This window comes from ANME-2 cluster archaeon (assembly GCA_019429385.1).
Taxonomy (GTDB): Archaea; Halobacteriota; Methanosarcinia; order Methanosarcinales; family Methanocomedenaceae; genus Methanocomedens_B.
The window spans coordinates 1-24543 of sequence record JAHYIS010000015.1; the positions used below are offsets into that span (position 1 = coordinate 1).

26 protein-coding genes are annotated in these 24543 nt (G+C 46.9%); 9 read left to right on the forward strand and 17 right to left on the reverse strand.

The window, feature by feature from the left end; all coding sequences use genetic code 11:
- Positions 1-336 precede the first annotated feature (336 nt).
- The 4 genes from K0A89_06600 to K0A89_06615 form a co-directional block, all read right to left on the reverse strand.
- Entirely contained in the window at positions 337-1554 is a 1218-nt protein-coding gene (locus tag K0A89_06600; GenBank protein MBW6518154.1) for a U32 family peptidase, read from the reverse strand.
- 16 nt (positions 1555-1570) lie between these two features.
- Complete coding sequence (locus K0A89_06605; protein MBW6518155.1) at positions 1571-2632, reverse strand: threonylcarbamoyl-AMP synthase; 1062 nt, start codon at positions 2630-2632, stop codon at positions 1571-1573.
- Between the two features lie 51 nt (positions 2633-2683).
- Positions 2684-3706: a type II glyceraldehyde-3-phosphate dehydrogenase gene (locus K0A89_06610; GenBank protein MBW6518156.1), complete on the reverse strand. Its 1023-nt coding sequence runs from the start codon at positions 3704-3706 to the stop codon at positions 2684-2686.
- A 61-nt stretch (positions 3707-3767) separates the two neighbouring features.
- Positions 3768-3959: a CooT family nickel-binding protein gene (locus K0A89_06615; protein MBW6518157.1), complete on the reverse strand. Its 192-nt coding sequence runs from the start codon at positions 3957-3959 to the stop codon at positions 3768-3770.
- Positions 3960-4074: 115 nt separating this feature from the next.
- Here K0A89_06615 and K0A89_06620 point away from each other — a divergent pair, with 115 nt between their 5' ends.
- Positions 4075-5454 (forward strand): hypothetical protein, encoded by a 1380-nt coding sequence (locus K0A89_06620; protein ID MBW6518158.1) that lies wholly within the window; start codon positions 4075-4077, stop codon positions 5452-5454.
- A 19-nt stretch (positions 5455-5473) separates the two neighbouring features.
- On the opposite strand, the gene K0A89_06625 is transcribed toward K0A89_06620, so the two are convergent.
- The 10 genes from K0A89_06625 to K0A89_06670 all read right to left on the reverse strand — a co-directional run bounded on the left by K0A89_06625 (position 5474) and on the right by K0A89_06670 (position 15465).
- Positions 5474-5977: an amino acid-binding protein gene (locus tag K0A89_06625; GenBank protein MBW6518159.1), complete on the reverse strand. Its 504-nt coding sequence runs from the start codon at positions 5975-5977 to the stop codon at positions 5474-5476.
- Positions 5978-6062: 85 nt separating this feature from the next.
- Entirely contained in the window at positions 6063-7037 is a 975-nt protein-coding gene (locus K0A89_06630; protein MBW6518160.1) for a radical SAM protein, read from the reverse strand.
- 18 nt (positions 7038-7055) lie between these two features.
- A complete protein-coding gene (locus K0A89_06635; GenBank protein MBW6518161.1) occupies positions 7056-7658 on the reverse strand; it encodes a cobalt-precorrin-7 (C(5))-methyltransferase in 603 nt (200 codons plus the stop codon).
- On the reverse strand, positions 7655-8677 hold the full coding sequence (locus K0A89_06640) for a cobalt-precorrin-5B (C(1))-methyltransferase (GenBank protein MBW6518162.1): 1023 nt from the start codon (positions 8675-8677) through the stop codon (positions 7655-7657). Before K0A89_06640 ends, K0A89_06635 begins: the two co-directional genes overlap by 4 nt.
- Positions 8678-9178: 501 nt before the next feature.
- Positions 9179-12343 (reverse strand): type I restriction endonuclease subunit R, encoded by a 3165-nt coding sequence (locus K0A89_06645; protein MBW6518163.1) that lies wholly within the window; start codon positions 12341-12343, stop codon positions 9179-9181.
- Between the two features lie 25 nt (positions 12344-12368).
- Entirely contained in the window at positions 12369-13412 is a 1044-nt protein-coding gene (locus K0A89_06650; GenBank protein MBW6518164.1) for a hypothetical protein, read from the reverse strand.
- 111 nt (positions 13413-13523) lie between these two features.
- Positions 13524-14633: a Fic family protein gene (locus K0A89_06655; GenBank protein MBW6518165.1), complete on the reverse strand. Its 1110-nt coding sequence runs from the start codon at positions 14631-14633 to the stop codon at positions 13524-13526.
- A gap of 22 nt (positions 14634-14655) precedes the next feature.
- Positions 14656-14871: a DUF2283 domain-containing protein gene (locus K0A89_06660; protein MBW6518166.1), complete on the reverse strand. Its 216-nt coding sequence runs from the start codon at positions 14869-14871 to the stop codon at positions 14656-14658.
- Positions 14849-15193, reverse strand: a complete 345-nt coding sequence (locus K0A89_06665) for a DUF4258 domain-containing protein (GenBank protein ID MBW6518167.1) — start codon at positions 15191-15193, stop codon at positions 14849-14851. The genes K0A89_06660 and K0A89_06665 overlap by 23 nt, the downstream gene beginning before the upstream one ends.
- Complete coding sequence (locus K0A89_06670) at positions 15190-15465, reverse strand: type I restriction-modification system subunit M N-terminal domain-containing protein (protein MBW6518168.1); 276 nt, start codon at positions 15463-15465, stop codon at positions 15190-15192. Before K0A89_06670 ends, K0A89_06665 begins: the two co-directional genes overlap by 4 nt.
- 121 nt (positions 15466-15586) lie before the next feature.
- Between K0A89_06670 and K0A89_06675 the strand changes: the two genes are divergently transcribed.
- Entirely contained in the window at positions 15587-16450 is an 864-nt protein-coding gene (locus K0A89_06675; protein ID MBW6518169.1) for a metallophosphoesterase, read from the forward strand.
- On the opposite strand, the gene rnz is transcribed toward K0A89_06675, so the two are convergent.
- The 3 genes from rnz to K0A89_06690 all read right to left on the reverse strand — a co-directional run bounded on the left by rnz (position 16422) and on the right by K0A89_06690 (position 18946).
- Positions 16422-17339 (reverse strand): ribonuclease Z, encoded by a 918-nt coding sequence (rnz, locus tag K0A89_06680; GenBank protein MBW6518170.1) that lies wholly within the window; start codon positions 17337-17339, stop codon positions 16422-16424. The two genes, K0A89_06675 and rnz, sit on opposite strands and share 29 nt — an antisense overlap.
- A gap of 39 nt (positions 17340-17378) precedes the next feature.
- On the reverse strand, positions 17379-17687 hold the full coding sequence (locus K0A89_06685; GenBank protein ID MBW6518171.1) for an MTH1187 family thiamine-binding protein: 309 nt from the start codon (positions 17685-17687) through the stop codon (positions 17379-17381).
- Positions 17688-17989: 302 nt separating this feature from the next.
- Positions 17990-18946 (reverse strand): DUF72 domain-containing protein, encoded by a 957-nt coding sequence (locus K0A89_06690; GenBank protein MBW6518172.1) that lies wholly within the window; start codon positions 18944-18946, stop codon positions 17990-17992.
- Positions 18947-18982: 36 nt separating this feature from the next.
- On the opposite strand from K0A89_06690, the gene K0A89_06695 reads away from it, so the two are divergent.
- The 7 genes from K0A89_06695 to K0A89_06725 all read left to right on the forward strand — a co-directional run bounded on the left by K0A89_06695 (position 18983) and on the right by K0A89_06725 (position 24538).
- Positions 18983-19384 (forward strand): DUF72 domain-containing protein, encoded by a 402-nt coding sequence (locus tag K0A89_06695; GenBank protein ID MBW6518173.1) that lies wholly within the window; start codon positions 18983-18985, stop codon positions 19382-19384.
- Positions 19385-20151: 767 nt separating this feature from the next.
- Positions 20152-21120 (forward strand): methanogenesis marker 12 protein, encoded by a 969-nt coding sequence (locus K0A89_06700; GenBank protein ID MBW6518174.1) that lies wholly within the window; start codon positions 20152-20154, stop codon positions 21118-21120.
- Positions 21121-21171: 51 nt separating this feature from the next.
- Positions 21172-22095 (forward strand): aspartate carbamoyltransferase, encoded by a 924-nt coding sequence (pyrB, locus tag K0A89_06705; GenBank protein MBW6518175.1) that lies wholly within the window; start codon positions 21172-21174, stop codon positions 22093-22095.
- On the forward strand, positions 22092-22556 hold the full coding sequence (pyrI, locus tag K0A89_06710) for an aspartate carbamoyltransferase regulatory subunit (GenBank protein ID MBW6518176.1): 465 nt from the start codon (positions 22092-22094) through the stop codon (positions 22554-22556). Before pyrB ends, pyrI begins: the two co-directional genes overlap by 4 nt.
- 68 nt (positions 22557-22624) lie before the next feature.
- Positions 22625-22990, forward strand: a complete 366-nt coding sequence (locus tag K0A89_06715; protein ID MBW6518177.1) for a DsrE family protein — start codon at positions 22625-22627, stop codon at positions 22988-22990.
- Between the two features lie 225 nt (positions 22991-23215).
- Positions 23216-24091 carry a CBS domain-containing protein gene (locus K0A89_06720; protein MBW6518178.1) on the forward strand — a complete coding sequence of 292 codons (876 nt, stop codon included), beginning with the start codon at positions 23216-23218 and terminating at the stop codon, positions 24089-24091.
- A 264-nt stretch (positions 24092-24355) separates the two neighbouring features.
- Entirely contained in the window at positions 24356-24538 is a 183-nt protein-coding gene (locus K0A89_06725; GenBank protein MBW6518179.1) for a methytransferase partner Trm112, read from the forward strand.
- The last annotated feature ends 5 nt before the right edge of the window (positions 24539-24543 follow it).

The following is a 24543-nucleotide window of genomic DNA, read 5'->3' on the forward strand; positions in this document are numbered from 1 at the left end:
TTGCTTAAATAAAATGTTGTGAGACTGCGCTCTATCTGCAGTCTAATTTAGCCCCCATTTTTATTTTAAGAATTGTTGTTTTGGATTATAATATTTTTTAGATGCACAGGATAGCTTTCCCGGTAGAATAACTATCCTCGTACTGATAGTACCAGGTCTTACCATACTTTAATTAATTGATTTGTTGTTTTGAATCATGATGAATGGTTAATACATCACTTTAAGTTTCTAAAAATTGTTGGGAAATAGAATCTTAATGTAAGTTTTCGACATTATATATAAATTATCCAAACTTATCAGCCTCAAAGGTGTAGAAGCAATCCCCAAAATTCTTCCTTATAACCCTTCCTCTCCCCCACCCCTCTCAATCCTATACACAATATCATTCTTCCTGACCTTGCCAGCCACAGCCAGTCCCACATCCTGCCCCTGTTCAGCCATCTGAATAGCCCGGTGGTCTTTCATCAATGACCCCACCTGCTGCTCAAGAAACGTGCTGGCACCTTCAATCACTATGAGGTCACCAACACTCAACCCATCCTCTCGAAGCCTGACAGCCGCAGCCCCATGCTCAGGAAAATAATTCACTACCACACCCACAGCCTGCCTGCGCACCTGTGAAGCGTTCATGTCCTTCTCCATTGCCATCCCGTCAGGACCCGGCGCCCCGAAATAGAAACCCGTTGAAAAGCCCCTGTTATAAACGGCAGCCATCTGTTCCTTCCATTGCAGTGCCCGCTCCCCCCGGTATGAACCGTCCCTGCAGGCATCCAGAGCCTCTCGATAGCACCGGGAGACCACAGCAGTATAGCCGGGGTCCCTCAGCCTGCCCTCCAGCTTGAAGGCATCCACACCCGCATCCACCAGTTCTGGCACGTGCTCTATCATGCACAGGTCCCTGACGCTGAGCAGGTATTTCCCGCCCAGTTCCACCTCTGCCCCGTCCTCGCCGTGCAGTGTCCACTGCCAGCGGCACGGCTGGGTACACGCACCGCAGTTCCCCGAGCCCCCCAGCAGGTACGCGGACAGGTAACAGCGTCCTGAAACTGCCTGGCACATGGCGCCGTGCACGAACACCTCCAGTTCCACACCAGTATGCTGCCTGATATCCCGTATCTGCTCAAGGGTCAGCTCGCGGGACAGTATCACCCGGCTGGCGCCCAGTTCCCGGTAAAACTCTGCCGTCCGGCCGTTGGACACATTGGCCTGGGTCGATATGTGCAGTTCAAGCCCGCACTCCACGGTCCTGCTGATGACTGCCGGGTCCCAGGCAATAACTGCATCCACACCGGCACTGGCAGCCGCTTCCACCACTGAGTCCATAGCAGGCAGGTCATCAGGATACATCACGGTATTGACTGCCAGGTATGCCTTGAGACCGCCGTCTTTTACCTGCCCGACAAAGGTATCAAGGCTGTCCAGGGTAATGTCCCGGGCGCGTGACCTGAGACTGAACCGGTCAAGGGAAAAATACACGGCATCGGCATGGTCCCTGCACGCTGAGAGAGCCGCGATGTTGCGTACGCCAGCCACAAGTTCAGGAATATCGGGCATGGTCAGACCCTCCTTATTACCCGGTTCCGGTATCCACCGATTCACCGGTAGCCTTGTTCAACCTGTTCCTCACTGCCTCACCCACACCATCCTCCCCTATCCAGCCGTCAGCAATGATAACATCAAGGTCTTTTTGATCCAGATACCGCAGGCCAGCGAACAGATTACTGGCAATGGCGGATGTATCGTACCTGCTCCCCAGCAGGAACACCTCATCCGACGACACGTACTCAGCAGTCTCATCAGTAACCAGCAACCCTACCCGGAAATCCTGTTTCCGGTATTCCCTGGCCAGCTCCCCGATCCTGTCCACAACAGCCTGGCTGTTCCCTTTGACCAGCACCAGTCTCGTCTGTGGTGAATAATGGGTATATTTCAGGCCTGGCGACCTGACAATCTCTCCCGGGGCCGCCATGTGTTCCGTGTAACCAATACGCACCTCACCCACGTATTCCCGTATCTGCTCCACATCCACCTCACCCGGTCTGAGCAGCACGGGAATGTCTGAGGTCATGTCCAGCACCGTGGATTCAACACCCACGCGAACAGGCCCGCCGTCGATCACCGCATCTATCCTGCCTGAAAGGTCAGCAATCACATGCTCTGCAGTTGTAGGACTGGGCCTGCCGGACAGGTTGGCACTGGGTGCTGCGATGGGTGTGCCTGCCTGCCGTATCAATGCCGTTGCCACCGGATCATCAGGCATCCTGACCGCCACAGTGTCCAGCCCACAGGTAGTGACGTCAGGTACAATGTCCCTGCGCCTGAAGATAAGGGTCAGGGGGCCGGGCCAGAATGCATCCATGAGATTGCGGGCGCTGTCGGGTATATCCCTGGCAAGCACGTCCAGTTGCTCTTTGTCTGCTATATGCACGATAAGTGGATTATCCAGCGGGCGCCCTTTTGCCTGGAATATCTTTTGGACCGCTCCGGGATTCAATGCATCGGCGCCCAGGCCGTATACGGTCTCGGTGGGGAATGCCACGGTACCGCCCTGCCTGAGAATCTGTGCGGCTGTTGTGATAATCTCCTCAAGATTGCCGCTTTTTATCCTGAAAATGCGTGTCTTGCTCACCATTCGCCCGGTTATTGAGTATAGGTCATTAGGGAAAAAATGAAAGGAACAGGCTTATTTGCCTATTCCCATTGTCCTGTTGGTCTTTGCTATGGACTTTGCACCGTCGGATTCCAGTCCGCACATGGCACGGATGGCATCAACGTTCTCGGGGACCACATCAGATTCCTGGTGAATGGCCTGGAAGAAGTACAGCTCGCCCTGGTACTTGCTGATACTGTCCTTCCATATCACGTTCTCGAACATGTCACTGCGGCTGCGCCCCAGGTCCCTGGCGAATTCCATTACTTCTGCAGTGCTCGTTATCTTATCTGCCCCTGATACGAACCTGATACGGGGGCGGGAAGCATACAGGTCTATGATATCCTGCGGTTCGAAATCACGTTTCAGTTCTACATTGAGTGAATGGAAATGCATGATCGTGGTGGACAGTTTTACAGCCACGGTGGCAATCTGGAGGTCGGGCAGGATGGAATTTACATCAGGCCCGTGGTGGCTGGGTAAACTGATGGGATTGGGCACAATGGCATTGATCGGTCCGCTCTTGATATTGCCCGGGTCTGCTGCCCTGCGCATCAGGGTGACCCTGGATTTCTTTACACCAAAGGTCTGGTCAAGGGGATACAGTGCCCTGGTAAGCCCGGTAGTATTGCAACTGACCACCCTGGTAAGATCGCGGCCAATGGCGTCAGCATAATTTGCCTCTGCATTGAAACTGAAACCTGCTAACTCATGGTCTTCGCCGCCCTGCCAGATGGCCTTTATGCCGTGCTTCTGGTACACTTCCTTATAGGCAGCTCCCACGCCTCCGGGTGTGCAGTCTACCACCAGGTCTGCACCTGCCAGCAGGTCATCCAGTGAACCTGAGACCTCAAGCCCGGCCTTTTTTAAGCCATCTATCTTGTCAGGAGAAGCTGCATACAGGTCAAATCCACGGTCAATTGCCATTTTTGCCTCAAAACTGGGGCGCGTTTTCACGACACCTGCAATCTCCATGTCATCCTGGGCAGCAACCGCATCTGCCACACGTTTTCCTATGGTACCATACCCATTTATTGCAATCTTAGCTTTAGACATCTATTCTCCCTCAATTGAAATGATAACCACTATTTATAAGAGTTCCTTACTATACCATAACCTAATCGATTTTCTGTATCAGGGCTTCCTGTTTCGTGAGGTCTATGCGCAGTATCTTCCCTTTGACATTCTTGGTATCGCCCAACATTCCGGTCATGGTTATGTCCTCATTGTCAACAACTAACCGTACAACATCCTCCATCAACAATTTCCTCTCGGTCCCGTCAACCAGCATGGCATGTAATTCGCACATAATAATCAGGCTGTAGATTAGACTGGATTATAGATAAAACGTTCGAGAAATAAAAGCAAAACACTTTATATTCTCTGGATACTAAATACCTCAAATTATTGCGGAGCAAAACGTGATGGAAGAACTGTTGAGGACGTTCACAATACCTGATAACACCAAAATGGAAGAGCGTTCCATTGTGGTGGATGGCGGAGCCATTATAGGCAATTATTGCGACATAGGTTTTGGCATAATTGCGGATTCGGTAATAGCAGGCGAGAGGGTACGTATCGACGGTAATGTGATAGGGCCGCAAGAGATACGTATCGATATGTGGTCCCATGTTGGTGGTGATGTAAGGACCAAAAACCAGGCCTTTATCGGTGAATTTGTTGACATTGACGGGAAACTGGTTGTGGGTGGCGACCTGGATATCGGCAAGGATGTGAAGATCGGTGGGGGTTTTGAGGCAAAAGGCTGGATAGTCGTCAGGAATCCCATTCCCGTTATTATATACATTTACCTTTATCTTACCGAAATGCTGAGATTGGGCAAGGGCGAGGAAGTTGAAAAAGCCCTGAGTGAACTTTTCAGTGACGACGATGATGACCTGTATGAGGGGAAACTGTTCATAATCCCCAGCGGTTCAAAGGTGGATATGGAAACCATCAGGGTACCTGACAGGGCAAATATCGGCAGTGGATGCCGGTTGATGGGGAATATCAGGGCCGCGTCACTGGTCATGGGGAATAATAATACGCTGTTCGGCAGCATCAAGACCATGGATGATATCGTCATCGGAGAAGGCAATACCATTCATGGGAACCTTGTCACCAGGGGGAATGTGCGCGTGGGTAAAGGCACCCACATCCTTGGTGAGATCAACGGCGGCGTGGTCACGGTACATGAAGATGCAAAGGTGGACGGCCCGATGCGGGCCCCTGGCGGCGTGACAATCTCCCGGTTCGAGATAGAGAAAGAACCGAGAATGAGTGGTATCCTGGATCTGGTGCCACAACCAGCCGCGAAAAAGAAACCCAAAGAGGAACTATTTGTAATCCCTGAAAAGAGAATGAATACAGCCATCCGGCTTTCAGCCGGTGAAACCAGGACTGCTGCAAAACCAAAAACCACATCGTCGGGCACGACCGGGATAAAAGTTTCTGCAGGTAGTTCCAAAACCAAAAAAGCCATCACAGAAGCGAAGATCGCTGCTGAAATAGAAACAGCATCCGAAGGGGCACGGCCTGATGAAGTCATTCCGGCTGAGAAGACTGTTCCCCAAAAAGGTCCTTCCGGTAAAAAGACGACCGGAACAAAGACTGCACCTAAAACGAAAAAAACCTCGGTTGGTAATACTAAGGGCAAGAGGACAACTACAAAAAAGAAAGCAACAACTGGCCAAACTGCCGCAAAAGACAAAACTGCAAAGAAGACTGGAGCCAAAAGCACAAACAAGATAGCTCCTCCTAAAACTGTAAAGAAGACAGTTCCTAAAACCGCTCCTAAAAAATAACCCTACGAATTGTTGATTATTACGATACTGTTACGCTTTTTACACCGGGTACTTTCATCAATTCATTAACAAGGTCACCGGGTATCTTACTATCGGTGATGATAGTCAGTTGTGGTTTTTCAGTCAAATAAGGGTCGTCGGTCACTGCCTGCCTGATACTTAAACCCCGACGTGCCACTGCGGTGGCCACACTGCCCAGAATACCTGTCCTGGAGGCATCTCCGGGTGTTATGACCAGAACCCCAAGACCCAATTCGGGTGCCACGTCCTTCAGGAACGGTATGGTATGAATATTACGGAAAATACTGCTCAGGGTCCTGTCATCCAGTATCACTTCGCACGTGGAGTCAATGACACGCCGGTCCACGTCTATCTCCCTGCCCACCTGGGTATGGGGTATCTCGATGTTTCCCGATACTACCCGGCCCTGTTCATTGACCTGGAAACCGCGCTCCAGCAAGAGCTTGATGACCTTCTCCTGTGCAGGATGTTTTTTAAAGTTGTTCAGTATTTTGCTCCACATGGATTGCGAACCTGAAAATTAATTATTATAATAGATATCAATAGTAAATTAATTATACTAAATATCAATAGTATATTAATCATTCTTAAATCCATTCATAATGTGCCATTACCTCTGGCTTGAAATCAAACAGGAGGCTACCCTCAACGTATCCGAAAAACAGGCATCCACCACAATTCCGTGCTGTTCTGGCACGTTGGTCCTTTGACGACTCCCATACATGTTCCAGCCCCTCGCTTGCATGACCAAGTCGTTCTTTTTGTACCCGGCAGTGTTCTATGCAGCCATCTGATGTGACATTGAGGATAATATCAGCGGCATGACACGTGAAATCCATGGTACGGTCCCGTACCATTTTCAGGTATGTCAGGGAATTGATAATAGGATATCCTTCTTTCTTCAGCCTGATTATACTGTCCACAGCCCGCTCGTATTTGGCAGTATCCTGTATCCCTATCCTGTCCCACACATCCTGACCTATGCCTCCTGACTGGTTCAGCGCCTCAAAGGATATCCATACTCCCATCTCCCTGGCCAGGTGTACCAGCGGCTCAATATCATCCAGGTTCTGTCCGGAGATGACGCAGTTCATCAGGATAGGGTTCCTGCGCCCATCATTAGCCGCTTCGATACCGGCCAGAAGGTCATTGAAATCCATGCCCCTGATATCTTTATAGGAATCGGTCCCGTCTACTGATACTGACAGGTAGTCCACCACATCCAGTTCATGCGCCCGCTGTTTAAGCAGTTTACCGTTCGTTATCATGGACGTTATCATTCCCAGCTCGCGGGCATATGCCATGATAAAGGGCAGGTCGTCCCTCAATAATGGTTCTACGGTCCAGGCATTGTAATACTTGATGCCAAAACGTTTTGCCTCATCCAGCATGCGCAGGATATCCCCCGTCTCCATTTCGTCCTTTTCTTCTTTCCAGTATTCACAAAAATCGCAATGCATGTTGCACCTTGCATTGATACCGTGGGATAGGACGAAAGGTCTTTTTTTGATCCTGAGCTGCCAGAGGGCTTTAGATGCAAGAATGGGGGAGAATGTTCTCATAGAGGTCAGGTATTGAGGTCATTTCATGGTATGTTCCAGTGCCGGTCCAACAATCATACAGTATAGCTGTGATGATATAACGGGTTTATTATCTATTGTTCCAATTTCCACGTGCTCGTCAGGATACCCTAACTTTTCAAGAACTGCAACCGGTACATCGAGTCTGATACTTCCAAGGATCGATACCACTTCATCGACACCAAAATGCGGGGAAGGAAGCAAGAAAATGGTTGAACCCAAAGTAATGGCCCGCCTGAATTTTATTGCTACAGGTGCCGGATTCCTGCCATGCGCGTTAACCACCACGATACCGGCAAGGTTAACTTTCAACCGGGCACATGCAGCCTGCAAAGATGAGATCCCGGGTATTACCACATCATTGGGTCCTGCAAATTTACCCAGGCCTGAAAGGTTGGGGTCGCCGGTTGAAAGGAGAACAGCATCGGAGGGAAGGTCACGTACCCGTCCATAGTCCTCTATCGCCCTGGCTTCGCAGCAAATATATTCAGCTGCCAGTTCAAGGGCACGGGGTGAACCATACACCATCCCGGCTTGCTGTATTGTCAGGGCGGCCTCTGGGGTCACCATACCAGGACCGATACCAACGCCAACGATTTTCATGCTATGCTCTCCGTATCCTTTATAATAGTGCCATCCCTGTCAAGGAGTATTATCCTCGTCCTTCCTGCTTTATTCACAGCCGCCTCGAGCGCCCGGTCCAGATTTGGGTTCGTCGGGTCATTATCCACCATCTCAAGCACGGTGTTGAACCCTGTCCCCTCCAGGATATCAGGCACTGCCCATTTCAATATCAATCCCGGGAGCCCACATAGTATCGTTTCTCCCCCTGACGCCTTAATACCTTCGTCAAGCCGGCTGCCCACCATGACGACCGTATGTTCAGGGAACAGCATCTGGGAATAACGCATCCCGACACGCCCTGTGGTCAGTACCACGTTCGAGGCATCTCGTATAAGGTCCATCCTGGTCTCGCCCAGGTGGTCGCTCCATGGTTCCACGAATCCGGTCGTTCCCAGTATGGATATGCCGCCTTCCACACCGACCCGCGGATTCAGGGTTTGTGCCCCCACAGCTACGCCATCAGGTACAGACAGGCTCACGATGGCACCTTCCAGGCCGGTCTCATCCAGTGCCTCCTGGATAGATTCCAGTATCTGGCGGTACGGAGCAGGATTTATGGCAGGCATCCCGACTTCAACCTGCAGTCCGCCTCTGGTGACCCTGCCAATACCGGGTCCTGCGAGCAGTTCAATCCGGGAGGAGGGAATTGCCTCAGCAATGAATACCAGACCACCCGTTGCATCGCTTTCATGGTCGCCCGGTATCTTTACCACCTCTGCCCTGCCGCTCGCTGCCTGTGTGCTAAGGTGTGCCCGTATTCCAGCCGGGGTAGGTACCGATACTGAATCCACCTCTCCCTGTATTGATAACACTGAAGCTTTAGCTGCGGCTGCAGCGGTTGTACCTGTGGTAAAGCCTCTGTGCAGCACCTTGCCGTTTGAGAGTACCACCAGCAGTCCTGCTCTCACGCCTTCGGCCAGTTCCCGGGACGGCATGTCCACCCGGTCGAGCCATTCCCTGGGAATCTGAAAATCGTTTACGGGGTCAATTAATTTCATATTATGTACTATATTGTGGCTTACTATTCAAACAATTTTATTATATAACTTTTGTATAAAATTTCTAGCGTGATAAAGTAAATAATTTGTAGTACTTATCGTTTTTTGAGTTATATATGTATTGTTAAATATTATTTAACGAAACAAAGTGGAGACCATCACGTATTTTGTGAGCATAAACCTTAAATAGCAGATACTGAATATCCTGCGGTTTCCAGCGACTTGATTAGTAAACATGTTTTAGTATGGTCAATAATCCATCAAGCTCTGTGGCAGAAGTCAAGCACCATAATCCATAGTTGCGGAGGTGGTTGATGTCTCGTCGAAAACTGTTCTGTTAAGTACGGACCGGGCGCAGGCATCAATGCAAGAATAGAGGCGGCGGGTAAGGTGCAGGAATGGAGGTAGCTGGAAGTGAAGAAATGAATGGAGCCCGTACTTTTATCACAATAAAGATATATTTCAGATGGGTCCGGCACGTCTTAACATACCGCCCCATCTTCATACCGAAGCAGCATAAACACTCTGTCCCTGCCCAAAATATGAATCATATACATGCTGATATACTACATCACACTTATTCTGATATACCTCTGGAGTATAAATTCGAGGCAGAAGATCTAACGTCTCTTCGATAGATACAAAGACCGCAGCCCGGGATTGTTGTCTTTTACGCCAATCCAGCACCAACATCTCATCTTTTAGGGTTTCCAAAAGCTTTTGTGCCACCTTCTTAACCTGTGATTCTTCTTTCTCATTCAAAGTAATTTCCGGCCTGGTCAATAGATCAAAGATTGCCAATTCCTCTTCGCTAAGTTTTTCGGCAATTCCCCGTTTTTCTTCTGCATTGATTTCTTGAGCAAAAGCCATTAATTTCGTGAAAAAGAACTCCACATTATGTGAGCCAGAATTATACTCATCAATCATTTCCTGGAACTTCTCCAGATAATCCATCCGACTTTTATTTAAACGAATCAACTGCGCCAATTTATTTTCAACTGAAGCTCTCAATTTTTCTGTTTCGATCCGTTTATGGCCTTTTTCAAAAGCTTCCTTTAATGCTTCAAAATTAACCTGGCTTAAATCCAGGTATTTGCTTACATCAGATTGTTCGGATGGATCCTGGATGATGTATCCTTCTGTAGCAATTGACTGATCTAACAAATCTTCAACTTCACCCATAATATCTGAGATATCAGCTTTCGGTGTCAGGGAACGAATTTTTACAGCTATTACTGTGATGAGTTTCTGGCTGGGTCCAAACTCATTTGCGGCTGGATCGGGGAGAATCGCCCGGTATATTTTAGCTACGTTCACTGCCAGTGACAGGTATTTTTTCTTCGAATCATCATTGACTAAAATTGCTTCAACAGCATTATCAAGTAATTTCACACGTTTAAAACCATCAGCAGCATGAATTTTAGCCAGGTTGATACCTCGTTTTTTACAAAAATCTGTTGTTTCATTGATCACCTGTTTCAGGTACTGAACAAGCTCACTTTTATCCCTTACCGGAGTTTCGCCCTCTTTGGTTTCTCCACCACCAGCAGATCCATAGATGGCCAGAGCTTTTTCCAGATTCCGGAATACTCCGATATAATCCACTATCAGGCCATTTAACTTATCTCCAAAAACACGGTTTGCCCTGGCAATGGTCTGCATTAGCGTATGGTTGCGCATGGGTTTGTCGAGATAGATGGTAGAACAGGAAGGGACATCAAAACCGGTCATCCACATAGCACAGACAAATACAATGCGAAATGGATCATTCGGATCTTTGAATTTTTTATCCAGGTCTTCATTTACGATCCGCCTTCTATGTGGGGCAATATCCAATCCCTTTTCTTTGAAGGTTTCAATTTCATTCTGCTCCTGGGATACCACAACTGCCATGTCGGTCTCTTTCATGAATTTGATTCTGATCAGATGTTCTTTTCTCTCAATTTCATTAACGGAGACTGGTTTTGATTCAAGTTCGTTGAGATATTTTTGCCAGTACTCCTGCACTTTATCATACATCTTTACCGCAGTTGCTTTATCGATGGAAATGACCATTGCCTTGCCAGTGGTCCCACGGCCCATGAAATGTGCAACAATATCTTCTGCGATCTTCTCAAGCCGGTCGTTCCTGGTAATAAGATGGTACTCCCGGGCAAATTCCCGGGCGACTTTCTTTTCCTGTTCTTCATCCAATTCTGCTTCTTCTATCAAGCATTCCAGATCTGTATTGAGGTCTTTATTGGTAAGCTGAAGTCCAGGGATGCGGTTTTCATAATACAGCGGTACTGTAGCTCCGTCCTCTACTGATTGTTTGAAATCATAGATACTGATATAATCCCCGAATACTTCTTTTGTTTTTTCTTCGCCAATGATAAGGGGTGTACCGGTAAAGGCAATAAAGGCAGCATTGGGAAGAGCATTGCGCATATTGGTGGCAAGTATATCGTACTGACTGCGATGTGCTTCGTCAGTGATTACAATGATATCATCCCGGTCTGAGATCTTGGGGTAGGTTTCATCTTTATCGGTTCGGAATTTCTGTATCAATGTGAAAATGAAACGGTGGTCTTCACTCAGGAGTTGTTGCAGGTGTTTGCCACTTGTGGCCTGTACGTGTTCTTCTGTTACGATTCCCGTATTGGCAAAATTTTTATAGATCTGGTCGTCCAGTTCCTGCCTGTCGGTTATCATAACAAAGGTATAGTTCCCGGGAATTTTGCGCAGTACCTTTTGGGAAAAGAAGATCATTGAGTAACTCTTCCCGCTTCCCTGTGTATGCCAGAATACTCCCAGTTTCCCCTGATTCTCTTTAATCTGTAATAGCGCTTCAGTGGCATTGTTCACACCCAGGTATTGATGGTTCTTTGCCACGAATTTTGCGAGACCGCCACTGATCTCACTGAAAATGGTGAAATTCTCTATAATATCCAGCAGGCGGGAAGGTTCACAGGTCCCACGGATCATAGTATCCAGTGAAATGATACCCTCTTCCCCTTCGCTGTTGATCTTTTTCCATTCTGTGAAGTGCTCCCAAGCAGCGGTCATGCTGCCGATTTTGCTGATACTTCCATTTGAGAGTAGAATTAATGCATTGTACCAGAAGACCTGGGGGATGGTTGATTTATAGTCGCGCAGATTATCCTGATATGCATGTTCCAGACGCCTGTGGGATGCTTTGAGTTCAATGAAAACGAGGGGCAGTCCATTGACAAAACCCACCAGATCGGGCCGGCGCTTGTACATATCACCTGACACCCAGAACTGGGACGCAAGGAAGAAGTCATTATTTGAATGATTGTTCCAGTCAATGACCTGTACTGTTTCTACAATTTCTTCATTCTCATTATCCTGAAATGAGACTTTTACGCCATTTTTTAATAATTGGTATACTTCGCGGTTGGCATTGGCAGGGCTCATAATGCTTCTATCACGGGCCAGTTCTTCAATAGCCAGTTCAATGACTTCTTTGGGAAGAGCAGGATTTAATCGTTCCAATGCCAAACGTAATCGGGGCAATATCACTACTTCGCTGGATGTCTCACGACCAAGTGTACAATCTTCACCGAATTTTTCATCAAAACAGTTGCCAGTTTCCCACCCTAATCCGGCAAATAGAGCAATTGCGGGTTGTTCAACAAGATTGTCTTCTGAGTAGTCATTTACCATTTTTAGCTTATCCTTCTAATTTTGACTATTTATTTTCAGATTCACGTCTTTTGAGTTCGTCAGCAATTTTCTGTGCTATGCTTTTGTGGTACATCCTACATAATGTGGAGCGAATTGGAAGGTTATACCCCCATTGGCTGGATTCAGCTGGTCTGACAGCTTTTTCAGGTTGGACAATTGTTTCCCAGGTTACGTGACGATTAAATTCTTGTTCATTTTCTTTTCCGAAGACTGATCCAGAAGAAAATGCATCCCTTTCTCCTAATATTCCAACAGCAGCTACGCCACGTCCGTTAATGTATGCAAAAACACGTCCTCCTGGTTCTGGCCGGTTTAGATATTCCTGGGTATTGGGATAACCATGAACAGCAATAACTGATTGGTCAAACATTTTCTGGTATGCACCTTTACCATAAGTTTCATTAGTATTGAAAAACCAATCTCCAGACCAGCCCCATTTTGGGGCAATAGGTTGAATATCAATTTTTGAAATCTGAAGAAAAACCTGGCCATTATTTTCATAGAATTGGAACGGAACATAATCAATGGGGACATTATATAATTCACTCAACCACTTTATTATCCGTTTCATACTTTCATCTACTGAAGACGCAAGAATGAACAATCGTCTTTGTTCTAGGAATTCATCATCTCGAAAATCAGGATTTTCACTAAAATTTTTAAATTCTTCAAACAAATCACCAGCATTTACCCCTTTATATTTTTTCCACCTATCATTGAAATCTTCGTATTCCCAAGATGCCAACAGTGCTGCATAATCAAGGATTTGTCCCACTGTATTTCTATCTGACCAATCCCGTTTTATTTCGATGATTATCAGATTTCCTTGACTGTCCACAGCAAGAAGATCAGCCATAACTTCACCGCTGATTTCCTGTGCGATTATCATAACTGAATCAGGGTTTGAAAATAATAATTTGGGCTCGGTGGCCATCCAATTCTCAATATTTTTTTCATTAATTTTAAGAGAAGAAGCATTACGGAGAGCAAATGGTGTGAAGTGACTTGTGTTCAAATCCACATTGTAAATACTATAATTATCTTGCATCTGCGAACACTATTGTTATTTTTTATATATATACCCACTTTATTGAATTGTCAAATCTAACAAATCAGGATCTGCAATCCATCCCTCAAGTGGGTCGCAGTCTGAATAGTCCTATTTTGTCCGTTTTGCCGTTGAATTGCCGATATATTGCCGATAATGTTCGTTTAATGTATAGGCACGTGCCCGCCGGGACGGGTCTGCCACCTCCAGCCACCCTTCTTCCACCCAATTCTTTAACAGCACCCGTGCCATGCGCTGGGAGAGGCCTAAGGTATTGGCTACTTCAGAAGAGGTGATCTGCTCCTTTTTGGTGAACAGTGCCAGTACTGTCCTTGCCCGCGGATCAAGCCGGCGCAGAGCTTCAGGTTCAATGGTAATGCCTTCATCCAGACTGCGCAGTGCCTCCTCCCTGGCAGCAGTGAATACTTCTGCCAAAAGCCTGACAAAATATTCCAGCCATGAGGTCAGGTCGGCTGTGGGACGGCCTTCGTAATAGTTGTGGTGCGGATGGACGACCAGAGCCTGATAATAAGCGTCAAGGTCGCGTGCATGGTGCTCTTCAAGTGAAAAGAAGCCGTGTAATCCATAACCGCCCCTGTGTAAGATAAACGTGGCCATCAGCCGGGCTGTCCTGCCGTTGCCGTCATAATAGGGATGGATGGTGACAAATTGGTAATGGACCAGTGCAGCGATGAGGGGCACTGGCACTCCATCTTTTGTGGCCGTATTGCCCCAATTGACCAGAGCGGCCATGAGTACGGGCACATCTTTGGCTTCGGGCGGCATATACACAATAGCACCGGAGGCAGAATCCCGTATCACATTCTGGCCGTCACGGTACGGGCTGGGTCCGGCCCTCGCCCCTTTCTCAACCAGTGCATGCAGGCGCTTGATAAGGTCTTCAGTAAGAGGCACCCCTTTAGCCGCCCATTCTTCTACGCGTAGCAGGGCGTTCCAGTAGTTGCGCACCTCACCCACATCCCGCTCCCGGCCGAGGAATTGTTTTCCCTCGATGACCTGCTCTGCCTCTTCCAGTGTGAGCCTGTTGCCCTCTATCCGGGTGGAATAGTGGGTGGAGCGGATGCGGGCACGGCGGCGCAGTTCTTCCTGTACTGCCAGGGGAAGCGGTGTTTGTTCCACCACGGTCCGGTCAGCTTCGATCTGCATGAGGGCGGCGGCTGTGGCAGGGGCTATGGTGTAGGTGGGGTGCCAGAATGTCATATTTCAGACCCCAATAAAAGTATCAAGCCACCAATGCGGCCTGTGCACCCTTTAGCGACACATTCAATTCATTCATTTGCACAACCTTTGAGGCATCCAGAATTTCTATCTCAAGTATCTTCTTGTCTTTCGAGTAATGCGCGATAATTCCTTCAGCAAGGTCAACAGAATCTACGGGTTTACCTTCCCTGAGTTGAATTATCAATGCATCCGTATCAGGGGAGTATTTTATCTGCAAAGTTATTACCTCCTTTAAAGTATCTTTTTGCGGTTGGATAATATACCGTTACAAGAACTGGCAATTTATGGTCATATTCATAGACTGCTCTAATTATATGTCCATTATATCTTTTATGAGCAATAAATCTGTTATTATGACCGGTCACCACTTCTTCCGGAAATAGCAAGGTCTCAATAACCTGTTCGGGTTTTAAACTCCATACAGCGATACGCTCTAATGAGTGCCATGTAAGTAGCAATTCAACTTCTTTGGCTGCAACTTTGATTTTATAAAGCCTGCCTTTTGATTTGTCTTCGGTTCCCAAGATTTTGATTTTCATGCTCCACCGTTATCCGGCATCAGAATGTTAATTTTTTCCACATCCATCTCGCCTGAGATCAGCTTCGGCAGGAGCAGGTCGCAGGTGCGGACGCTGGTGCTCTTGCCTTCCAATTCCTGCCTGGCTATGGTGAATTTATGGTCGGCGTAGCGGAGAAAGATCAGGCCCAGTACAGGTGTTGAATATTCGGATGATTTCAGTTTGGAATTGGCGCGGAGCTCGTCGGCGGCTTCCCACAGGCGTTTTTCTATTTCGGTATTATTGGTAGCTATGTGTATACCTCACGTACATTTTTCTTAGATTGGTAATGATATGAAACAGAACTTGCTGAATCATAACGGTGCTGCTATTCTAGCCTGTGAATTTATAATCAATCGTAATATATGTTAGCATATGACCGTCGCACTGGAACCCATGGTCGATGAACCTGCCCTGGTTATTGAGAATACCATCCGGGTACTTGTGGTGGCAGATATCCATCTTGGGATCGAATGGGACCTTGGCAATAGCGGTATTGTGGTCCCGAGCCAGTCCGCTGGAGGACTTGCAAGGATACTGGAATACCTGGATACAGCAAAACCTGACAGGCTCGTGCTGCTGGGGGATGTGAAACATAATGTGCCACGGATATCCTGGCAGGAACGGGAGGAAGTGCCCCATTTCCTTGAACGTATTGCCAGAAGGGTTCCGGTTGACATCGTGCCAGGCAACCATGACGGGGACATGGAATTCCTGTTGAGGCAAATCCCGGCAGGGCCTGAAGTGATACTGCAACCGGCCAGGGGTTTTGTGCAAGATGGCGTGGGGTACTTCCACGGTCATACCTGGCCGGACCCTGGCCTGCTGGCCTGCAGCCATATTATCATGGCACACAACCACCCCACAATCAGGTTCACGGACGCACTGGGTTCCAGCAGTACCGAACCTGCCTGGATACGCACCCGGTTACTCCGCTCACCGCTGGAATCACATTACCGCCTGACCGGTGATGAACTGCCGTGGTCTGACCCTGAAGTGGTGATCATGCCCGCATTTTGCCAGCTCTGCGGGGGAGTGGCATTCAATGAATCAATGCACGAAGACCTGCTGGGTCCGCTATTTGCAGCAAAGGTTGTGAATATGGATGACGGGCAGGCGTACCTGCTGGATGGTACCAGGCTGGGAAAACTGAAGGATATGCGTAAACTGGATATTACAAAGAAACGGGCAGACCCGATACGAAAAAGAACTAATCGTCGCGGTACGGTATCTCGATGACCATGAACTCTTCTGCGATGCATACATTGTTAAACTCCTTCAAAGCATCTTCCAGTAACTGTGATGTATCCTCTGAATAACGGGAGCTGATATGGGTCAGCACAAGCTGGTGCACATTTGCCAGGGATGCCAGGGATGCCGCCTCCCCTGCCGTGGAATGCATGGACTCGTTGGCCCAGTCCACCATGTCATCGGCAAGGGTCGAGTCATGGATAAGGATATCTGCTTTGTCGCTTGCTACAAAAACGCCGCTGCATGGCCTGGTATCACCGGAATAGACTATCCTGCGGCCCGGTCTCGGGGAGCCTACAACGTCACTGCTCTTTATGATCCTTCCCTGGAATTCGACATCTTCTCCATTATGCAGGCGCTTGAACAGCGGTCCTGGAGGTATACCGAGTTCGAGGGCTTTATCACGGTCGAACCGTCCGGGCCTGTCTGCTTCCGCCAGGGCATAACCAACAGAGGGTACACTATGTTCGGTCCTGATAGCATCAATGTAATACTCACCCCTGTCCACCCTGTCCCCGGGATGTAATTCAATGGCCTGGATCTCGTATTTCAATTTATAGAATCCTATTGCCAGCATCAACCGGACGAATTCATTCACCCAGCGGGGACCGTATATTTTAAGAGGTTCTGTACGACCGTTAAAGTTCATGGTCTGTATCAGGCCCGGGATACCAAGGATATGGTCGGCATGGAAATGGGTGATGAATATGGAGGTCAGGTTGCCCATTCCGGTCTTGGCCCGCATCATTTGCTGCTGGGTGCCCTCTCCGCAGTCGAACAACATAAGCTCGCCCTTGCGGTTTACCAGAATAGCTGAAGGATTTCGTTTTGGGGTTGGTACACTGCCGCCGGTACCAAGGAATGTAACTCTGAGCATCTAATGGTTTTATGGTATCTATGCTATTAAATAATATCCTTACATTTTTAATTTAACTGATCTTACTTTTTCATCCAGTCCTTTACAGCCTTGCAGCCGGTGGTCTATCGTGATGCTGGTCAATACCCGGTTGACGCCCATATCCATTACAGCTTTGTGGGCTGCCTTGCACGCATCGAATATCTCGTCTATGCTCCCTGCCTGTATGGCAGTGCCCATTGGACATATCTGGTATTGCACATTGTGTTCATCCAGTGCTTTTACGGCGGTCGATATATAGCGGCTTAAGGAATCACCTTCGCCCAGGACTGCTAACTGGAGTTGTGCAGTAATTATTAATTCAGTCAATAGGAATACCCCCTAATTGTTACGTGAAGTGATACGTTTAGTACTAATCAAGAAAAGATATGCGTTTATTTCTATATAGCATGCACTATGAATGATAAAAATACGGTAATAATGCCAGATATGGATAAAATTGTCATACCGTAATTCATAATTTCAGCATGAAAAACGATATTTATCCGAGATTATCAGTGATTATTAACAACAAAACAACAACATCATTATGATAATAATTATTATATGCACATTAATATAATTTCCCGTTGAAAGAAGGGGCTAGTTAAAACTATTTTTAGATGTTATCCTCATGGATTGCCGGCATTCTTTTTTCCCATGGTTCTCCTGAGGTCTCTCAAAACGTCTTCTCTATTTTGGTATATTCCTTCATCCAACCTTTCCAGCAACACACGTACATGCACCCTTCTGTCTCCGGCCATATCTATCACCTTCCATCCCTGGGAGGCAATGAGTTCCTGCTTCCCTGCCGGGAACCGTGCATCTTCCAGCAGTACCTCTCCCAGGGCCTCTGCCCCGTTATGCGTTGTTACTCTCGGGAACCGTCCCTCTTTGCGGTAAACTTTCAACCTTGCCGCGTCCCTGTACATCCTGCCGCCGTGGAATGACAGGTACATAGACCCGGAACTGGTGTCCTGTGCCCTCCTGTCTATCTCAATAAGTTCTTCATCATCGAACTGGTAGAGGTTGTGGTAACCATGTCCGAACAGTCTTGAGTACAGAATGTCTGAACGATAGGCAGGTCCGGACTCCCTTGACAGGTCCACACAGTGCACCATATTGAACTCCTGCATCGATCGAACCAGTTCGTCTCCCGGGAGCCCCCACCTGATCTCCCATACCAGCCGCACATCATCCAGCGGGACCGAGGCCAGAAGGTCGTGTATCCCTTTCACCGCCCTGTTTGGATCAAAGGACCGGGGGGTTTCCAGTACCAATAATCCTGAGCCCAGCCTCCTGCAAATCCCTATACTCTCTTCAAGCAGCCTGCATGAACGTTCAGACGGGGCCAGCATGTACCGGTGGGTCAGGTCACGATGACACCGTACCGAGAAGGTAAAACCTTCAGGAACCTTTTTCACCCAGGAATCCACCACCTCAGGGGACGGTGTCTGGTAGAACGTAGAGTTCACTTCCACAAAGTCGAATACCCGGGAATATGCTTCCAGGGTATCTGCACCCGGTATCCTGAAATATCCCCAGCCACAGGCCCCTGTCCTGTAATCCGGCATCAATTGATTTATCATCTGTCAAGGGTAATAATATTGCTGGAGTTGATGTGTATGGGTACTATACGGCTTGGATGTTCAGGCTGGGACTATCGTGACTGTGGGGGTACGCTGTATGAGCGGGACGAGCCTTCGAAGCTCAGGGCATATACTTCACTGTTCAATACCGCAGAGATAAATTCCACGTTCTACAGCTACCCAAAACCCGGCCTGGTGCTGGGATGGACAGCTCATACCCCTGATGATTTTGTATTCTCGGTAAAGCTTAACCGGTTGGTGACCCACGATAAACAGCTTGACCTGGCAACCGGGGTGGAAGAGGATGTGCACAGGTTCTGCCAGCTTATGGAACCGCTGAAAAGAGCAGGGAAGCTGGCCATGCCACCGGAAAAAGGGAAATTGCTGCTGGATATGGTGAAAGGGCAGAAATGGGATTTCAGGCCGTATACGGGGTGAATTTTTATAGTTAATTTCGTATGACTCTATGATTGCCAGAGTATTGCGGACACCCTGGATACTATCCAGAGTCTCAAATAACTGCGACTGCAAAAGGTACATTTTCTCGTTGTTGCTTATTTTTTCTGCGTGGCATTTCCTGTGCACATGGCATGGACATTAAAGCGCAAATATCTAATTTTATAATAATTCAAGAATTATCATTTTAATATATAAGCACGACTATAAAAATTTTATATTACTAAAATCGAAAAATATATATAGACACATACCATACTAATTAACTATAACTTAGTGGAAATCGGAGATTGATCATGGAAAATACCCCTCTCCAACCGTAAATGCAAATTATTAGCGGGCTGGGGAGTGGGGGTTAATTTATAGCACATATCAAAATTGTTTTAGATGATTTTGGTCAGTACCTGCATAATTTTCAGTCAAAGTTCGGGGAGATAAAATGATTGCAATGTTAGAAACCTCTGAAGAAAGGATACAATTATTGAAAGCAGGATATGATATAAAAAAGATCGAGCAGCTTTATGTCGAGGACCATAATTTTACAATTATAGTTGATCCAATTTTATTCAAAATAATCGAATTTGATCTCTAAAACGAATGTCATGTACATGGGCATGCAAGTTCTTCACCGACCATGCTCGAAATTATGCAGGGGACAGGTACTGTTATCCGCGTACTCATGTACCATGCAATCTTCAAAACCAGTATAAATAGACAGTGTTAATACCGATAAAACATTCCAGATAATTATGTTTGTCGGCATAGACCATGGCACTACCCACATACGGTTTGCATCCACAGACGGCCGTGTATTCAAACTATCAAGACTTCATGCGGCAAAGATGGCCGGTGAAGATATCCGGAATGCATTCCTGAAGGGACTGTACACTTCTGTATCAGAAATAACGATGATGGCCGTAACGTATTCCATGGGTGACGGGATAGACATGGTCACACCCATTGACCGTGTACCTGACAGGGGTATAAAGGACAGGCACGGTGCCGGGCTTCATGTAGGTGGAGGCACGCTGGTCTATGACACTATCAAAAATTCAGGCATTCCGGCACTGGTAATACCCGGGCTTCACAGGGGCAATACGCCCGATGCCAGGTTCAATGTATTTTCCCATGGTGCCAGCCCTGAAAAAATTGGCATCGTATACCATGCTTACAGGAAAGGATATGATAACATGGTTGTATCTGATATCAGTTCCAACACGGTAACACTGGCAGTGGCACAGGGTACATTGCTGGGTGCGCTGGATGCGTGCATATTTGCGCCCGGAATACATCACGGTCCTATAGACCTGGAAGGAATACGGGATGTGGATTATGGAGAAATTACCGCTAATGAAGCCTTCACCCGTGCAGGAGTGGTCAAGATGGCAGGGGTGAAGGACATAGAGGCTCTAATGGCTGCTTTTTCTGCGGGTGACCCTTCTGCAGTCCTTGCTCTGGATACCGCAGCCCTGTTTGCAGCAATGGAGATAGTTTCCATGAAACTGCTGCTCAGGGAAAAAGGCATAGAGGACCCCCGCATATTCTTAGCAGGTTCGGTCAGTGATATCAAGTATGCCAGGGACAGGATAAAGTCACACGTTGGTACAGGTGTGGAATGTCTTGGAGTATGGTCTGGTGCCCTGGGCTGCGCACGTATTGCAGAGGATATATGTGGCGGTGCCAGGGACATCATGGGAATAGGCGTCGATATAGATTGATTCGCAAGATATTCAATAGGTTTAAATCACTAAATCTCCATATTAAAGATGATGAACTTTGACCGCTGTCACATTCTCTCAATGAAGGATTTTACCCGGGACGAAATTGATTTTATTCTGGAGAGGGCTCTTAAACTCGAAACGCTGGCCAGGGGCGGCAGGTCAGATATCCTGACAGGAAAGATCCTGGCACTGTTGTTCTATGAACCCAGCACAAGAACCCGCATGTCTTTCGAGACTGCAATGTTACGGTTGGGCGGCAACGTATTGAACCTGGGCTCAAAAGAGGCAAGCAGTGTTGTAAAAGGGGAGACTCTGGCCGATACCATTCGGGTGATAAGTACCTATTCGGATGCCATTGTATTGCGTCATCCAAGCGAAGGTTCGGCACGCATGGCAGCTGAATTTGCATCAGTCCCCATTATAAACGGAGGAGACGGTGCCGGGCATCATCCCACCCAGACCCTGCTTGACCTGTATACCATTAAAAAGGAAAGCCATCTTGATGATCTGGACATTGCCATAGTGGGGGACCTGAAGTACGGACGTACTGTTCATTCCCTTGCTTATGCCCTTTCTTTATACGGTGCAAATATCACGTTTGTATCCCCACCCCAGTTAAAGATGCCGCAACAGATAAAAGGGGACATCAAAGCAATGGGTGCCAGGGTCAGCGAGACTGAAAACCTTGACGAGGTACTGGATAGCGTGGATGTGCTGTACATGACCCGCATCCAGAAGGAACGGTTCCCTGACCCGACCGAATACAACAAAGTAGTGGGTGCCTACAAGATAACAGGAGAGCATTTTAACAATGTCAGGGAGGATATGATAGTCATGCATCCTCTTCCCAGGGTATATGAGATTGACAGTTCAGTGGATAATTCACCTCATGCCCGATATTTCGAGCAGTCATTCTACGGGGTGCCCATCAGGATGGCATTGCTTACTCTCGTGCTGGGGGTCGATGTATGACCCCTGGAAAGGAATTGAGGGTACATCCAATACGTGACGGCACTGTCATAGACCACATCAATGCCGGGCAGGCTATGAATGTGTTAAAGATACTGGGTATAACGGGTTCGTCCAGTGCTGTTATTTCAGTGGCGATGAACGTGTCCAGCCGGGATATTATGTTCAAGGATATTGTAAAGATTGAGGACAGGGAACTGGAAGATAAAGAAGTGGACAAGATATCCCTCATCTCACCCAAAGCAACAATAAATATTATACGCGACTTTGGCGTTGCAGACAAGCATCGTGTGGAGTTGCCTGAAATGGTGGAAAGTATGGTCAGGTGTGCAAACCCGGACTGTATTTCAAATACCAATGAACCGGTGACCTCAAAGTTCGAAGTGAAAAAGGACCCGATACGATTAAGATGTATCTATTGCGAGCATATGATAACGGAAAATATCGCAGAACATCTTATTTAGCAGGTATATGCGATGGTTATTCAGCAGGGATAGTAACAGGTGTTTAATAGATATTACAGGATATTTTTATGGTTGAGATCACGCGGGTACTTTTGCTTTTGAAAAATATGGTCTATGAGAGCACCAGCCCCCAGGAAACGATTCGGTTCGCAAAATACTACCGCAAAAAAGGACTTGATGTTGTAGTTGTACTGTGGGGTCCGATGGGTGTGCTCCTGGGTAAGAAAGATAAAAGGGGCACCCCTGTCTATGACAGGTCTGTACGTGAATGCCTGGACCTTGGTGTCCGGTTCAAATGCTGCCGCCTGGCATGTTCCATGGTCGGGCTCCAGGATGACGATTTCATGGAAGGTATTGAAGTTGTTGAGTCGTTTGAAGTAGCTGAAATGTTCCTTGAGTATCAAAAAGAAGGGCAGCTGATAATAAGTTTGTGACTATTTACCGTATTTCATTTAAACAATGATTTATCATTGACAATACAGAAACATTAATGGTTGATAAAATATATTTTAAGTTGACCATAATAGCAAAATATCCCTATTGTTGCATAAAACAAACTATGCATAAATTTGAAGCATGACTTTAAGTAAGAGGAAATATAATTATATATTCATTATTCATTATTATTATTACTAATTACTATCAGGAGCAAGTTAAACATGGAACTTACGCCAATTCAGAGAGAGATTTTAACTGCTTTAATTAATCTTTATCGACAGAATAAATGTGCAATTAAAGGAGAAATGATTGCAGAAATAATTAACCGTAATCCCGGAACAGTTCGCAATCAGATGCAGTCACTGAAAGCGCTTGGATTGGTCGAAGGGGTACCAGGTCCCAAAGGCGGGTACAAAGCAACCGGTGCTACCTATCAAGTGTTAAATGTTACTGAAATGGATACCGAAGCAGTAGTCCCCATATATAAAAATCATCAGCTTGTTGATGGGCTGACAGCTGCAGAGATTAGTTTTACTACCGTGCGCCATCCAGATACCTGCAATGGTATCATTCGCATTCTTGGCGATATACGTGATTTTGATACTGGTGATGTCATACAGGTAGGACCAACACCCGTCAATAAACTAATCGTTCGAGGAAAAGTAATGGGGCGGGATGATTCATCCAATGCTTTACTTTTTTCTATTACTGAGATGGTTTCACTTCCCAAACGTCCAATACGTGAATATCTATCTGATAAAACAATTTCCGTACCAGCCAATGCTACCATTCAGGAAGCTGCAAGGATATTTACCAGAAATAACATTCATGGTGCCCCTGTTGAGGATAAAGGCAGTATTGTAGGGGTCATTACCTATACCGATATTGGTAATACCCTTGCCAGCGGAAAGATGAACCTCAAGATACGGGAGATCATGACAAAAGACATCATTTCTGTGGATGGCGATACTGCACTATACGATGTTGTAAAGTTATTTGATAACAAGAAGGTCGGAAGATTGATGGTAACTTCCGGGGGCAAATATATAGGTATCATCAGCAAGACAGACGTTCTTCATGAGATGGTCGTTTACTAAGGCAGCGACATATCACTTTTTTTGAGTTTCAGTTCGAATAAACTCAGGCAAGGATTTTTCAGTAATTCGGAGAAACAAATTCCCTTTCAACAAACCAGGGGCCTCATGTCTCTTGATTTTAGAACATGGGATTTTTACGAGATCATCGGGAATACGTTTTCTTTCTATTGAACAGAGTATTGCCAGCCCAGTATACACCGATAATTTGATGAACGAATATGTCGTAACCATAAACACGATAAAAAGTTTTGTGAGTTGAGAACTGTGAAACATGAACTTATGGAAATATTATGCTGTCCAATGTGTAAAGGTGACCTGGTACTTACCGTGGATGAAGAGGATGAAAATGAGATTATTTCGGGCTCATTGTTCTGTGAAAAGTGTGATGAGCATTATCCTATAGAAGACAGCATCCCAAATATGCTTCCACCCGAACTGCGGGAATAACTCCA

What these genes read in the sequence shown, in the direction of transcription:
- K0A89_06600 (MBW6518154.1), bottom strand. Translation starts at nt 1,554, where the DNA reads ATGCCCGATATTCCTGAACTTGTGGCTGGCGTACGCAACATCGCGGCT.
- K0A89_06605 (MBW6518155.1), bottom strand. Translation starts at nt 2,632, where the DNA reads ATGGTGAGCAAGACACGCATTTTCAGGATAAAAAGCGGCAATCTTGAG.
- K0A89_06610 (MBW6518156.1), bottom strand. Translation starts at nt 3,706, where the DNA reads ATGTCTAAAGCTAAGATTGCAATAAATGGGTATGGTACCATAGGAAAA.
- K0A89_06615 (MBW6518157.1), bottom strand. Translation starts at nt 3,959, where the DNA reads ATGTGCGAATTACATGCCATGCTGGTTGACGGGACCGAGAGGAAATTG.
- K0A89_06620 (MBW6518158.1), top strand. Translation starts at nt 4,075, where the DNA reads ATGGAAGAACTGTTGAGGACGTTCACAATACCTGATAACACCAAAATG.
- K0A89_06625 (MBW6518159.1), bottom strand. Translation starts at nt 5,977, where the DNA reads ATGTGGAGCAAAATACTGAACAACTTTAAAAAACATCCTGCACAGGAG.
- K0A89_06630 (MBW6518160.1), bottom strand. Translation starts at nt 7,037, where the DNA reads ATGAGAACATTCTCCCCCATTCTTGCATCTAAAGCCCTCTGGCAGCTC.
- K0A89_06635 (MBW6518161.1), bottom strand. Translation starts at nt 7,658, where the DNA reads ATGAAAATCGTTGGCGTTGGTATCGGTCCTGGTATGGTGACCCCAGAG.
- K0A89_06640 (MBW6518162.1), bottom strand. Translation starts at nt 8,677, where the DNA reads ATGAAATTAATTGACCCCGTAAACGATTTTCAGATTCCCAGGGAATGG.
- K0A89_06645 (MBW6518163.1), bottom strand. Translation starts at nt 12,343, where the DNA reads ATGGTAAATGACTACTCAGAAGACAATCTTGTTGAACAACCCGCAATT.
- K0A89_06650 (MBW6518164.1), bottom strand. Translation starts at nt 13,412, where the DNA reads ATGCAAGATAATTATAGTATTTACAATGTGGATTTGAACACAAGTCAC.
- K0A89_06655 (MBW6518165.1), bottom strand. Translation starts at nt 14,633, where the DNA reads ATGACATTCTGGCACCCCACCTACACCATAGCCCCTGCCACAGCCGCC.
- K0A89_06665 (MBW6518167.1), bottom strand. Translation starts at nt 15,193, where the DNA reads ATGAAAATCAAAATCTTGGGAACCGAAGACAAATCAAAAGGCAGGCTT.
- K0A89_06675 (MBW6518169.1), top strand. Translation starts at nt 15,587, where the DNA reads ATGACCGTCGCACTGGAACCCATGGTCGATGAACCTGCCCTGGTTATT.
- rnz (MBW6518170.1), bottom strand. Translation starts at nt 17,339, where the DNA reads ATGCTCAGAGTTACATTCCTTGGTACCGGCGGCAGTGTACCAACCCCA.
- K0A89_06690 (MBW6518172.1), bottom strand. Translation starts at nt 18,946, where the DNA reads ATGATAAATCAATTGATGCCGGATTACAGGACAGGGGCCTGTGGCTGG.
- K0A89_06695 (MBW6518173.1), top strand. Translation starts at nt 18,983, where the DNA reads ATGGGTACTATACGGCTTGGATGTTCAGGCTGGGACTATCGTGACTGT.
- K0A89_06700 (MBW6518174.1), top strand. Translation starts at nt 20,152, where the DNA reads ATGTTTGTCGGCATAGACCATGGCACTACCCACATACGGTTTGCATCC.
- pyrB (MBW6518175.1), top strand. Translation starts at nt 21,172, where the DNA reads ATGAACTTTGACCGCTGTCACATTCTCTCAATGAAGGATTTTACCCGG.
- pyrI (MBW6518176.1), top strand. Translation starts at nt 22,092, where the DNA reads ATGACCCCTGGAAAGGAATTGAGGGTACATCCAATACGTGACGGCACT.
- K0A89_06715 (MBW6518177.1), top strand. Translation starts at nt 22,625, where the DNA reads ATGGTTGAGATCACGCGGGTACTTTTGCTTTTGAAAAATATGGTCTAT.
- K0A89_06720 (MBW6518178.1), top strand. Translation starts at nt 23,216, where the DNA reads ATGGAACTTACGCCAATTCAGAGAGAGATTTTAACTGCTTTAATTAAT.